The following is a 13,678-nucleotide window of genomic DNA, read 5'->3' as shown; positions in this document are numbered from 1 at the left end:
TAACTGTGTTACTTTCCTATTATTTCAATATTGCCTTTTCTAATATTTGCCAGCCCATAACTATGCAGTCGAGAACGCGACCCTTCTCCATACGCTTTGGGGGGATAATATAACTCTTTCTCTTCAGGACATTCGTTAAGCACTTCATCTAATGCCGCACGTATTTCACTCAAGGTTTTTTCAAGACTATTATTAAAGTTAGGTCTTTTTCTAATTGTATGGCCAAGCTCAATCAACCTATAAAAATACTTATTTGCAAGCTCTAGCAGCTCCTCTGGTACATTTTTATTATGACTAAGCGTTACAGCATCATTATTTGTACAATACTCTACAAGTGCTAAATAAAAGCATAGTGGCTTATTGGCCAAAGCCATTTTTTGATCTGGATTACAGCTACTAGATAGTGTTTTATCGTTAAGATCAACAATAAGTACAAGCGGCGTAGGCTCAGTAATTGTTTGATGTTCTGTATTAATCAATTGTTTATTACTTTGCTTAATAAACGCAAATTTTATCCAAAAGCTAACCAACACACTTAAAACAAAAAACATTAAATAATAAATAACATGACTCAACGTAAAGTGAGTGTGCTTAACACTAAATACAACTAATACAAACCCGCTGTTTGTACTCAAACTACGTATTATTTGGTTGGGCTTTATAGGTGTTACCATCTCGCTTTTGGGTGCAATAGTAACAACCCTAAGATCATCCGAATCGATGTAGCTATTTAAGGCTTTAATATAGCTATTAACCGCGTCTTTATTGCCTGAGTGTTTAAGCAGCTCATTTGATAAATCAAGTAAGGGTAAGTCTAGTGCTATTTGCTTCTCTATCTGAATTATTTTTTGTTTAACTACTTGCTGGCTTTTTTGAGTTACAGAAAGATAAAAAACAGACGATAGAATTAAAAATAAACATAGTAAAACAAGTGATTGCTTATATTTACTCATCATCAGCGTCCTCTTTTAAGTTTACTGAGCTAGTACCGCAACTCCAAAACGGCTGCACATTTTGATAGTAGTGCAACCTTTGATCTTTAGACATAGCAAGTAAGTTTTCCTGAACTGCACACAACAAATCAGTATTGTTTTGCTGCATTTTTAAATACCACCTTGTTCCAGAAATATTATTACTCAATGGCGTAATATAGTTTTTTGAAAAGCGTTTTTCGTCACTCTCTTTCCAAAATGAAGCAATAATATCGACTTTTCCGTCGGCGAGTAAATCACGTAATTCATTATGAGAACTAGCATAGGTAATTTTCAAATTAGCTAAATTAATATCCAACTCTTTAAATGCCTGCTTTGGTAATATGTGCCCTGAGCGGCTAGTTGGATAATCAAGCAAACCTATACGCTTATCTAAAAAGTACTGTTTTGTCATGCGAGGTTTTTCTTTAGACGATATAAAAAAGGCAGTGTAATCAGAAAAGCCAACAACGGGCTGGTAGTTATAAGTCGACTCAGCTTTGAAGGCGGCCATAATATTATTTTTAGCTAAAATTAAGTCAGCAATTCCTTTACCAACAAACTCAAAGCTTTCTGCGGTTCTATACCCCCAATACCCTTTTACAGAGCCATATTGTTTAGCCACTACGTTATCAGAACACAAATTCTGTGTTAACAACTTGGCTATTTTTTTCGATTGCATGAAAATAATTAGCTGGTCTTTATTACTTGTTGCAGTTGTTTGACATTCTGTTGAGGTTTCAATCATAACTGGAAAGTGCAAATCATCGTTGTACACACTAACTTGACCGCAAACCCACGTAACGATCAACAATAGAAACAAAAATGTAACAATTAACATTTTGTGCAACACGATATTTTTAAAATTCAAAGTAATGCTACTCAAAAAAAGACTATATTGTGCATTTGAACAATTTTGCTTACTTATTACAACAAGTAATTTTACCTGTTAAACATAAACCATTGATTTATATAAAATCTAAATAAGAAACTATGAATTTTAATAAGTCCTTCCTATCAACATTAAAAATAAGGACAATTGACCGCATTAGCTTATAGCAACCCCATGAAATATTCATTTAGGAAGTTTTAATGCATAACAATATAAAGTACTCGATATCTTCTGCGCTTTTGATTAGTGCGATATTCACAAGCACTAACTCACACGCTTGGGGTCAAAATGGCCACCGTATTGTAGGGCAGATTGCACAATCTCATATAAGCGAAACAACTAAAGCAGCAATTAAACCTTATTTAGATGGTGAGTCACTTGCGCAAATATCAACGTGGCCTGATGAAATGCGCTCTGCTCCTGGCGACTTTTGGCAAAAGCAATCATCTCGTTGGCATTATATTAATGCAGCACCAGGAAAATCTTTCAGCTTCAATCACGATCACACTAAAAACAAAGAATCTGTAAGTAATATCCTAGAAGGCATTCACTATTCAATGCAAACACTCACTGATAAAAATAGCACCTTAGATGCTAAACAGTTCAGTTTGCGTTTTTTAGTGCATTTAGTAGGCGATAGCCATCAGCCATTTCATGCCGGTCGAGGTGAAGACAGAGGTGGTAACCGTATTAAGGTTTCATTTTTTAACGAAGAAACAAATCTTCATAGCCTTTGGGATACAAAGCTAGTTGAAAACGAAAACTTGTCGTTCACTGAGTACGCACAATTTATTGATACAAATAACAGCGAGTTAATTGCTGAGTATTTACAAAGCTCACCGATGACATGGGTTGAAGAATCTCATAATTTAGCCACAAAAATTTATAAATATACCAACAACGAAATTGGTTATAGCTACATATATAACAATACTCCAATTATAAAAACGCGCTTACAACAGGCGGGTATTCGATTAGCTGGATTATTAAACGCCTTATTTGACCCTTCTGCAAAAGAGTTAGAAACGGCACTAAAAATGACGACTGACAAATAAACAGTATTAAATTTATATAACCTACACACGGGAAATCAAAATTATGACTAAGCTTCGCCTTTCGAAATTAACTGGAGCGGTAATTTTAGCTCTAGGTGTTTCTACAAGCGCAATGGCTGCTGATACTTCATCTGCAATGCGTGGTAAAATTACGACGCCTTCAGGTGGCAGTGCTGCAAACGTTAAAATTAAAGTAGTTCACCAACCAACGGGAACTATTAGCGAGCTAACTACAAACGAAAGTGGTACGTTTATCGCTAATGGCTTACGTGTAGGTGGTCCTTACATGGTTATCATCGATTCTGATAAGTTTAATGATACAACTGTTGAAAATATCTACTTGAACCTTGGTGAAACTTACCGTTTAAGCTCGCAGCTTGCTCCGCGAAACATCGAAAAGATTGAAGTGTCTGGTTATAAAATTGTTCAACAATCAGGTGGCTCTAGTAGTACGTTTGGTGAAGATACTATCAATAACATGCCTAGCTTTAACCGCGACATTAAAGACATCGCGCGATTAAACCCGCTTGCGAGTATTAATGGTAGCGGCGAGCTAACTTTTGCTGGAAATAACCCACGTAGTAATAGTTTAACTGTAGACGGCATTGGTCAAAATGATGACTTTGGTCTAAGTTACGGCGGCTACCCTACTTCGCAGCCTCCGGTAGCCCTTGATGCGATTGAGCAAATATCTGTTGACGTTTCTCCATTCTCAGCAGCCAAAGGCAACTTTGGTGGTGGTACAATTAACGCCGTAACAAAATCAGGCACAAATGAGTTCAAGTTTTCTGGCTTTTATGAAACATCTACCCCTGATATAGCAGGCAACGTGGAAAGTATAAGTGAAGTGTCTGGTCAGATTGATGAGGACAACCATAAGATCTATACCACAGATAAAGTCAAACCCATTCAAACTGAAGCTCGCTATGGCTTTAATATTGGGGGCCCAATACTTGAAGATAAGCTATTTTATTTTGTTAACTACAATGCATGGAAAAGCGAACTGGATTTAGATTATGGTTTTGAAGGCTCTGGCGCAGCAAACGAATATGACGTAACAAAAGAAAGTTTTGATCAGTTTGTTACTATTCTAGACAATGTTTATGGCATGCAAGACTCTTTAGGTGGTGATCCTGAGGACACCAATGAGTCATTATTAGTAAAATTAAGCTGGAACGTTAATGACGATCATCGTTTAGATTTTACTTATCAATGGCAAGACGATCAAGATGAGCGTAATTTTGGCTCAGGTGGAAAAACAATTAGTTTTGCTTCAAATCGCTACACTTATGCGACTAAATTCAACAACTTTTCTACCAAACTTTACTCCGACTGGAATGAAAACTTATCTACTAAAATTGGCATTTCTTATAAAGATGTGACTTCTGACAGTATTACTAATTCAAATTTAGGTAGTATTATAGTTGAAGAAGACGAGCGTAATAGCCCAACCTATCAATTTGGAACCGATCAATATCGACACGCAAATAAAGCCGCCACTGAAAATTTAACATTTACCTTTGATGGGACTTATTTATTAGACGAGCATGAAGTTAAATTTGGAGCACAATACGAGTCACTTAACTTGTATAATCTTTTTGCAGCCGACTCATTAGGTACATGGAAATTTACTAGTTTTGAAAACTTTGCTAATAAAGTAATTGAGCCGTATGATTTTTCTTACAGTAATGCGTATACGAATAATTCAGCTGATACTGCCTACGATGCAACACGAAATCAGTTAGCTTTTTATATTGAAGATACATTTTATGCAACTGATGATTTAGAAGTAACAGCGGGTATTCGGTATGAGCGTTTATCTTCTGATGATAAACCAACACTCAATGAAAACTTTTTAAGCACCTATGGTTTTAGCAATCAAGAAAACCTAGATGGTTTAGATATTATTTTACCGCGTATTGGCTTTAAGTATTACGCTACAGAAGCATTAACGGTCAATGGTGGTGTAGGTCGTTTCCAAGGTGGTATTCCTAACGTTTGGTATAACAACTCATTCCAAAACGATGGCATTACTTTTGTAAATGCCCCAAATAGAGTAATCAATAACTACTATGCCAACAACCAAGCTGATATTACTCAAATTCCTGATGAAATTAAAAACTCATTAGTCCAAGGCGCTGGTAGCACAAACTATATTGATCCTAACTTTGAACTACCGTCAAGCATCCGTGCACAACTTGGTTTTGAATACGACTTCGATTCTGAATTACTAGGCGAAGGCTTTAAATGGCAAGCAGAAATTGCTTATCATAAAAAAGAAAACGAGGCCGTATGGCACAATACAGCTATAAAGCCTGTAGGCACTACTGCTGGCGGTGACCGAGTATTCAATCAGCCAATCTATTCGGGTGACAAAGAAAATAACTCCGATATTATGATGACTAATTCAGCGGAGGATGGTCGCTCTGTTGTTCTGTCTACCGCCCTTGCTAAAGAATGGGAAAATGGCTTATACGTTTCAGCAAGTTATGCACATCAAGATATAACAGAAGCGTCTTCAGGCTCATCATCACAAGCTTTGAGTAACTACAGATTTGCTATTACTCAAAATCGTAATGAAGATCTTGCGCATCGTGGGGCTTACGAAGTAGAACATAGCTTTAAAGTTAACTTAGCATATAACACTGAGTTCTTTAGTGGCTACGCAACTAAGTTTAACGTTTACTTTGAACGTCGTTCTGGTCGTCCATTTAGCTACACTATGGATATGTATAAAATGAGAGACTTAGGAGATACAAGTGCGTTTTATAGCGATTCAGCCTATCTTCCATATATTCCTACAGGTGCCGACGATGCAAGTGTAAATTGGGATAAGTCGGGTTTATCATGGAATGAACTTGAAACATTGTTAAACCGTGCAGGTATCTCTGAGCGAGGCCAGATTCTAAATCGTAATTCAGGTACACAGCCTTGGGTTACTACTATGGATATTAGTGTCAAACAAGAGATCCCAGGTTTCGCAAAAGGTCATAGCGGTGAGGTTTACTTCATGATTGATAACTTTGCCAACTTGTTAAATAGTGATTGGGGTATTGAGAAAAGTTTAAGATATTCAAATCAAGACTTATATGAACTTTCTGGTATAGATGATCAAGGTCGATACATCATCAATAATAAATTTAACGGTGCTGATGTTCGTAATTATACACAAATCAATACTTCATCGTCAGCTTGGCAAGCTAAAATTGGTGTTAGCTATAAGTTTTAATACCTAATAAAACATTACGCTTTATATTAGTTAAACCCATTACAACTTTGTAATGGGTTTTTTCATTTAAACTCCCTTTTTCATCTATTTGTCATAAATAGTATTTACTCTCTTTTACAACACGAACATTTCATTATTAACATTAATAATCCGTAGCATTAATCTATAAACATAAAAAACATTACACTTGTAGCTTATTTGTAAACATAAACTAATGTATAATATGTATAGATTTAGTACTGCATGAATTTGGTTCGTTTGTTTAGTGCAAATACTTTATAAATATAAAAAGTTTAATAAACCACATGGGAAAACAAAATGAAAATTCAACTTCGTAAAACAGCTCTATCACTCGCTATTGCAGCTTGTGTTGGTGTGAGTGGTGGCGTATTCGCTAGTGACACAACGTCATCAGTTAAAGGGCAAATATCTGGCCCTAATGGTAATCCTGCAGCAAATACTAAACTAATATTAGTTCATGAGCCAACAGGTACCCGCAGAGTAGTAACAACAAACGATACAGGTACATACAATGCCACTGGCCTTCGTGTAGGTGGTCCTTACAAAATAATTATTGATTCTAATGTTTACCGAGATGTTCAAATTGAAGATGTTTATCTTTCACTTGGCGAAACTAGACAGCTAGATCAACAACTATCTAGTAACAGCATGGAGTCTATTGTTGTAACTGGCTCCCCAGTTCTATTCAATTCATCTGCAAATGACTCTTACTTTGGACAAGAAGCAATAACTACAACACCTAGTATAGGTCGTGATATAAAAGATATTGTTAAAAACAATCCTTTAGTAGTTATTCAGCCTGGTAGCGAGAGCTCTATGACGATCGCAGGATCAAATCCTCGCACAAATTCAATAACTATTGACGGTATACCACTAAATGATGATTTTGGTCTAAATGGCAATGGCTACCCTACTCAGCGTAACCCTTTCCCTCTAGATGCACTAGATCAAGTTTCCGTCTCTGTTGCTCCAATTAATGCAAAATCAAGTGGATTTACTGGTGGTAATGTAGATGCCGTATTCAAATCAGGCACGAATGAACTGCACGGCAGTGTCTTTTATGAAAAATTAAGCAGCGATTGGGCTGGCTCTCCAAAAGATGCTTCTGGTGAAAAGCTTGAATTAGATTTTGAAGAAAAAAATTATGGCGCATCTTTTGGTGCCCCAATAATTAAAGATAAGCTATTTATTTTTGCCGCTTATGAAAAATTTGAATCACCGCAACAATTAGAATATGGCGTAGCTGGTTCAAATGTTGGAACAAATAAAACAACTGTAACTACTGCCGATTTAGAGGCAGTTAGAGCCATAGCTAATGATGTTTATGGTATTAGTGATATTGGTGAATCAGATGTACAACCTCAGTTAAATGATGAAAAGTACATTGCAAAAATTGATTGGAATATCAATGATTACCATCGTGCTAATTTCGTATATATGCACAGTGAAGGTAATAGTACTCGTAACATGACTAGTGGTAATACAGAACTAAGATTGAGTACCCAGTGGTATAACAACGCTCAAAAGTTAGACAACTTCAGTTCAACTTTATATTCAGATTGGACTGACGAATTCTCAACGCAAATTAGCGTAACTCAAAAGTCGGTTGAAACTGGCGCTATATCCCTTGGCAATTCATCTAATCTAGGCGATATTACCATCTTAAACCTTGATGTAGATGGTGATGGTGAAGAAGGTGCTATTGCATTTGGCTCTGATGAATTTCGTCATTCCAACACACTGGAAAACGATTTATTTACAGTTAAGTTCGATGGTACATACCTGTTAGATAAACACACTATAGAGTTTGGTATCAAATACGATGTACTAGATATTGAGAATCAATTTCTACCTGGTTCAAAAGGTATTATCTCATTTAATAGTTTACAAGATTTTAATGACCAAATAGCATCTGAATATAGCTATAGTAATGGTACCGGTAACAATCCTGCAGCTGTAATTGCTAAGTTTTCGCGAAATGATATCGCTCTATATGTAAATGATACATGGGATTACAGTGACGACTTAATATTATCTGCTGGCTTACGTTATGAGCGTTTGGGCTCTGACGATAAGCCGATTTACAACGCTGGATTAGAAACTCGTACTGGTTTCGATAATACAAACAACCTAGATGGCGTAGATATAATACTACCCCGCGTTGGCTTTACCTATACGCTTAATGAAGATGTAACCATAAGAGGTAGTGCTGGTCGTTATGCTGGCGGTAACCCTAACGTTTGGATATCTAACTCTTACTCAAACGATGGTATTAGTAGTCAGTCTTATTCAGACCGTGGTATTTCTATACCTACTACTGCATTAAATAACCCTATTGATGCTGCCATAGCAGCAGTAGATTCAGGTACGGAAGGTTCTCCGTCAAACTTCATTGATCCTGATTTTGAAATACCTTCACAGTGGACATTCATGTTAAACAGTGATGTTAATTTAGATATTCCATACCTTGGTGAAGGTTTTGCTTGGACAACTACAGCTATTTATACTAAAAAGGAAAATAGCGCTGAATGGATTAACGCTGCTATATTAGACAACGATTCTGTAATTGGTAGCACGATCGACGGCGCATTACCTTTCTATAATACATCTGACCTTGAGATAATGTTAACAAATGCTGATGACGATGGCAGATCTGTTATCTTAAGTACTGGTATATCTAAATCTTGGGATAACGGCTTCAAATTTGATGCGTCTTATACAAATCAAGATATTACAGATGGTAACCCTGGGAGTTCATCAACAGCACGTAGTAATTATCGCTTTGGCCATTTTGGAGACCATCAAGAGACTCAAGTTGGTGTTTCACCTTATGAAACTGAGCATAGATTTGTAATTAATCTAGGGTATACGGCTGAATTAATTGAAAATTATAAAACCAAGTTTAACTTATTTATTGAGCGTAATTCTGGTTCAGCTTATAGCCAGCTAGTAAGTTTAGAGAACCTAACTGGTGGACGTTTCTTTGACCAAGACCTAATTCAACCATCTGGTGGCACAACATATGGCGGCAACTACTTACCTTACGTTCCAACAGCAAATGATCCAAATGTGATTTATGCTGATGGTGTTAGCGAAGCTGAAGTTTTAGCTCACTTTGACAGTCTGGGACTTTCAGGTTCTGCTGGTGGTTTTGCTGATAGAAGCCAAGGAAAAACACCTTGGGTAACTACAATGGATTTGTACGTATCACAAGAAATTCCTGGTTTTGCAGATGATCATCGTGGCGAGTTTTATTTCGTTATAGATAACTTATTAAACCTAATTGATTCATCTAAAGGTAAGGTTTACCGCCAGAATAACAACTCCAGAGATGTTGTTGAGATGGATATTGACCAAGCAACTGGTAAATATATCATTGGCAACCCTATAAATGATGACTTTACTTTTGAAGCGGAAGATTCAACTTACAAAATTAAAGTAGGTGTTCGTTACACTTTCTAATTTAGAATTGTAAACTAATACATTTTTTAAAAGCCCACTTTGTGGGCTTTTTTATGCCTTTAATTTATTATTTAACTTTTCAAAAATACTCACTAACGCTTCATATTCTTCGTTAGTCAGAGTGCTCAGTAATTGTTTTTCCCAATTCAATGCATCAGGCGCTATTTGTTCATATAAGCTTTGACCTGCTTTGCTCAGCACAAGTAAGGCCGCGCGTTTGTCTTGCTTATTTAGCTCACTTCTCACTAAACTTTTATCTATTAAAACTTTTACCGCGCGCGACACTGTCGACTTGTCCATATTTGCTTGCGCGCATAAATCCTTTGCGTTGCTTTGGCCATACTGCGCTAAGTTAGCAAGTATTCGCCACTGGGGAATATTTAAACCGTACTTAGTTTGATAAACCTCGGCAAAGTCGTTACTTACACGTGTTGCTATATTGGTTAATTGATAAGGTAAGAACGTTGCTAAATCAATTTTCATTTTTAGTTATCCCAGCTTTATAAGGCTTACTTTGGTGTTCATTAATATTTACACGGATGCGTAGTTGCACATTTGATATTAGTCTCACTTGAGAGTATCTTAACTGAAATAAAAATAATATTAAACCAACCCCCCTCTCACAGGAGTCAGTAATGGCGACACAATTAAGTTATATGACAGGTTTTGGTAATGAATTTGAAACACAAGCGCTACCCGGTGCACTGCCAATAGGACAATTTAGCCCACAAAAAGTTAAATACAATTTATACACAGAGCAATTTAGTTCGACTGCATTTACGGCTCCTCGCGCTTCAAATCGTCGCACTTGGTTTTACCGCCTTCGTCCGTCTGTAGTGCAAGGTGATTACCAAGCAATTGATAACGGCCTAATAAGAACAGCCCCAATCACTGAAGCCGTAACACCACCAACAATGCTACGTTGGAACCCTATTGATATGCCTTCACAGCCTACTGACTTTATTGATGGCTTGGTAACGATGGCAGCTAATGGAAGCGCCAATGGGCAATCGGGTATTGGCATTCATGTATATGTCGCTAATCAGTCAATGCAAGGGCGTTACTTTTGCAATGCTGATGGCGAAATGCTGTTTGTCCCTCAACAAGGTGAGTTATTAATTCACACTGAGTGCGGCAAGTTAAGTATTAAACCAGGTGAAATTGCTGTTATACCCAGAGGAATTAAGTTCGCTGTTGATTTAATTGACGATACAGCCCGTGGTTATATTTGTGAAAATTATGGCCATGCGTTAGAGCTTCCAGAACGAGGGCCTGTTGGTGCTAATGGCTATGCTAACGACAGAGACTTTCAATATCCCGTTGCTGCCTTTGAAGATAAAGAAGGTGACTTTGAGTTAGTTTCTAAATTTAACGGTAATTTATTTAGCTGTGAAATTAAGCACTCTCCTTTTGATGTTGTTGCATGGACGGGTAATAGCTCCCCCTATAAATACGACTTATCGCGTTTTAATGTAATGAATACAGTGAGCTTTGATCACCCCGACCCATCTATATTCACTGTGCTAACCTCTCCTTCGGCTACTGAGGGTATGGCAAATGTCGATTTTGTGATATTTCCACCTCGTTGGATGGTAGCCGAAAATACATTCCGCCCGCCGTACTACCACCGCAATATTATGAGCGAATTTATGGGCTTGATTGAGGGTGTATATGATGCAAAAGAGCATGGTTTTGTACCTGGTGGCGCAAGTTTACACAATTGTATGTCGCCACATGGACCTGAAGCCGACGTATTTGAAAAAGCCTCAAACGCTGAGCTTACACCACAAAAATACGAAAACACATTGGCCTTTATGTTTGAGTCACGCTATATAATTTCACCGACAAAATATGCATTAGAAGGTAAAGAGCGCCAACTAAACTACACCGATTGCTGGCGTACTATTAAAAAACAATTTACAGGTTCACAGGATTAATTATGAAATTATACAGCTACTTTCGCTCATCAGCGGCTTATAGAGTGCGTATAGCGCTTAACTTAAAAGCAATCGATCATGAACTTGCTATTGTTAACCTTTTAAAATCGGAGCAGCTTGGGGAGGAATACTTAGCTACGAATCCGCAAGGGTTACTACCGGCACTTGAAACCAATGATGGTGTTTTAGCACAATCGCTTGCAATACTTGAGTGGCTAGATGAAACTTATCCGCAATCGCCATTAATTACAGGAACTGCATGGCAAAAAGCACAAATAAGAAATTTAAGCTTTGCCATTGCTTGCGATATTCATCCTGTTAATAATTTACGCGTGCTGAAGTATTTATCAAACGAATTAGGTGTTGATGACGAGGCTAAAAATAAATGGTATCGACATTGGATAGAAGTTGGTTTTGAAAAAATAGAACTGATGCTAAACGAAAATAATGGCTACTGCTTTGGTAACCAACCAACACTTGCTGACATTTGTTTAGTGCCGCAAGTATTTAATGCAATTCGTTTTAACGTAGATATGAGCACTTATCCAAAAATTGCAGCCATTTACGAGCATTGTAATAAATTAGCTGCATTTAATGATGCTGCACCGCAAAATCAACCCGATGCAAATTAAGCTAGTTTAGTAACTAACCAGATCTCAGGTTAGCTAACTTTGTAGCGCACTATGAATAACCGTAATATGCTCAATTAAATCTAAGCCCAGATCAGTTAAATATCCGCCATCTGGGCTATCTATAATCCCTTTTTCAAATAAACGTTGCGCTGCACTAAGTAAGCTTGGCTCTGCGTCTGAGTGTAATTTAATACCCTGCATTTTACTGTCGCGAGGAAACTTTGCTAATAGTGTGAATTCTTCGATCATTGTTTGATTAAATTGCATTGTGTGCACCTTTTTATTTGAATCTAAGTTGTTCTGTGTGTAACTAAGTTTATAATTAAAATCACTTTGTGTACTTTACACTAGCACGTTTTTTAGCTTAATGTATTATTTTTAACCCTCCCTATTTAAAGGCCTCTAATGCGTAACTTTTTAATTCTATGCTTTTGTTTTAGCAGCTTATCGTATTCAATACTTAGTGAAGCAACAACCCTTAAAACCCATTCTATTATTGATGCAAACCAGTTTGTAAATGAAGAATCTAACTGTTGGTACGACAACAAACGCTATAGCGAAGGCGCATTAATACAAGTTCACTCTTTTACACTTTTGTGTGGTGCTAAAACACCCCAACACAGTAACAGCCAACTCATTTGGCTTAAAATAGATAAGCAAGGTAATACTATTTACCCAACAGCTCCTAAAACAATCACTGTGAATTAGCGCTAAAAGCTGATTTAAGCTACAATGCACGCAGTTTAAATAAGTAGTATGGCTATGAATAATCAACCTAAAAACCCTTTACATGGGGTAACGCTAGAACAAATACTTGTTGAGTTAGAACAGCGACTTGGCTGGAGAACACTTGGCGAGCAAGTAAAAATTAAATGTTTTACTGATCAACCCAGCATTAAATCGAGTTTAAAGTTTTTGCGTAAAACGCCTTGGGCTCGCGATAAAGTGGAAGCACTTTATATTCACACTATAAATAATAAGCCTATTCGTAGACCAAAAAGTGCACCAAGAGAAACATCTTCTCAAGCGCCGGATACAACAGGGTTTGTTTGGCCATCAATTAAAAAATGATGTATCGAGTAGGGTGAGGCTTATGCCTCATCCCTCTCACAGAACCGTACGTACGGACCTCGTATACGGCTCCTGTACCCTTCACATTTTATCAACTTATTTCCTAAACGCTGATAAAGCAAGCCATCCCGTATTCACTTTTTCTATTGGATATAAACCAAGCTCCTCAAACCATTGGTTTGGCATCGATACACAAGATAAAGGGCTTAGTGAGTTACGCCACGAGTTCATCTTTATGAACTTAAACGGTGGCTTTTTCCCTAACTGCTTTAGTCGTCGATGTAGCCTTGATGGCTTCTTCCACAACCTCAGCTGTATTGCCCTTAGTCTTCGTCTGATCCAACCTGCCAAGGCTTTTAGCTCTCGCTTACAATTGGCTATACTAAAATAATTTACAAAACCGCGCAC

The 13,678-nt window shown here is 37.2% G+C and carries 12 protein-coding genes; 7 read left to right on the top strand and 5 right to left on the bottom strand.

Annotated elements, in window-relative coordinates; translation table 11 throughout:
• Positions 1 to 8: 8 nt before the first annotated feature.
• Both L655_RS0104070 and L655_RS0104065 read right to left on the bottom strand, forming a co-directional pair.
• A complete protein-coding gene (locus tag L655_RS0104070; RefSeq protein WP_024604184.1) occupies positions 9 to 953 on the bottom strand; it encodes a hypothetical protein in 945 nt (314 codons plus the stop codon).
• A complete protein-coding gene (locus L655_RS0104065) occupies positions 946 to 1,812 on the bottom strand; it encodes a hypothetical protein (RefSeq protein ID WP_080670013.1) in 867 nt (288 codons plus the stop codon). The genes L655_RS0104070 and L655_RS0104065 overlap by 8 nt, the downstream gene beginning before the upstream one ends.
• Positions 1,813 to 2,063: 251 nt before the next feature.
• Here L655_RS0104065 and L655_RS0104060 point away from each other — a divergent pair, with 251 nt between their 5' ends.
• From L655_RS0104060 to L655_RS0104050, 3 genes are all read left to right on the top strand, one after another.
• A complete protein-coding gene (locus L655_RS0104060; RefSeq protein ID WP_024604182.1) occupies positions 2,064 to 2,918 on the top strand; it encodes a S1/P1 nuclease in 855 nt (284 codons plus the stop codon).
• A gap of 43 nt (positions 2,919 to 2,961) precedes the next feature.
• The gene (locus L655_RS0104055) at positions 2,962 to 6,147 is read left to right on the top strand and encodes a TonB-dependent receptor (protein ID WP_024604181.1); all 3,186 of its coding nucleotides are present in this window, start codon (positions 2,962 to 2,964) and stop codon (positions 6,145 to 6,147) included.
• Positions 6,148 to 6,465: 318 nt separating this feature from the next.
• Complete coding sequence (locus tag L655_RS0104050; RefSeq protein ID WP_024604180.1) at positions 6,466 to 9,630, top strand: TonB-dependent receptor; 3,165 nt, start codon at positions 6,466 to 6,468, stop codon at positions 9,628 to 9,630.
• A 51-nt stretch (positions 9,631 to 9,681) separates the two neighbouring features.
• On the opposite strand, the gene L655_RS0104045 is transcribed toward L655_RS0104050, so the two are convergent.
• Complete coding sequence (locus L655_RS0104045; protein WP_024604179.1) at positions 9,682 to 10,113, bottom strand: MarR family transcriptional regulator; 432 nt, start codon at positions 10,111 to 10,113, stop codon at positions 9,682 to 9,684.
• Between the two features lie 152 nt (positions 10,114 to 10,265).
• Between L655_RS0104045 and hmgA the strand changes: the two genes are divergently transcribed.
• A complete protein-coding gene (gene hmgA / locus L655_RS0104040) occupies positions 10,266 to 11,567 on the top strand; it encodes a homogentisate 1,2-dioxygenase (protein ID WP_024604178.1) in 1,302 nt (433 codons plus the stop codon).
• A gap of 2 nt (positions 11,568 to 11,569) precedes the next feature.
• Positions 11,570 to 12,199, top strand: coding sequence for a maleylacetoacetate isomerase (gene maiA, locus L655_RS0104035; RefSeq protein ID WP_024604177.1), 630 nt, complete (start codon positions 11,570 to 11,572; stop codon positions 12,197 to 12,199).
• Positions 12,200 to 12,232: 33 nt separating this feature from the next.
• Here maiA and L655_RS0104030 read toward each other — a convergent pair whose 3' ends face one another.
• Entirely contained in the window at positions 12,233 to 12,466 is a 234-nt protein-coding gene (locus L655_RS0104030) for a TIGR02647 family protein (protein ID WP_007582405.1), read from the bottom strand.
• Between the two features lie 138 nt (positions 12,467 to 12,604).
• On the opposite strand from L655_RS0104030, the gene L655_RS0104025 reads away from it, so the two are divergent.
• A complete protein-coding gene (locus L655_RS0104025) occupies positions 12,605 to 12,907 on the top strand; it encodes a DUF1496 domain-containing protein (protein WP_024604176.1) in 303 nt (100 codons plus the stop codon).
• Positions 12,908 to 12,961: 54 nt separating this feature from the next.
• Positions 12,962 to 13,270: a VF530 family protein gene (locus tag L655_RS0104020; protein WP_024591820.1), complete on the top strand. Its 309-nt coding sequence runs from the start codon at positions 12,962 to 12,964 to the stop codon at positions 13,268 to 13,270.
• 96 nt (positions 13,271 to 13,366) lie between these two features.
• Here the strand turns inward: L655_RS0104020 and L655_RS0104015 are convergent.
• Positions 13,367 to 13,678: group II intron maturase-specific domain-containing protein (locus tag L655_RS0104015; RefSeq protein WP_024605253.1), on the bottom strand; the 312-nt coding region annotated here is incomplete at its 5' end.

Origin of the sequence: Pseudoalteromonas sp. TAE79 (assembly GCF_000498015.1) — a bacterium.
Lineage (GTDB): Bacteria > Pseudomonadota > Gammaproteobacteria > Enterobacterales > Alteromonadaceae > Pseudoalteromonas.
This window is presented reverse-complemented; position numbering and strand designations above follow the sequence as displayed.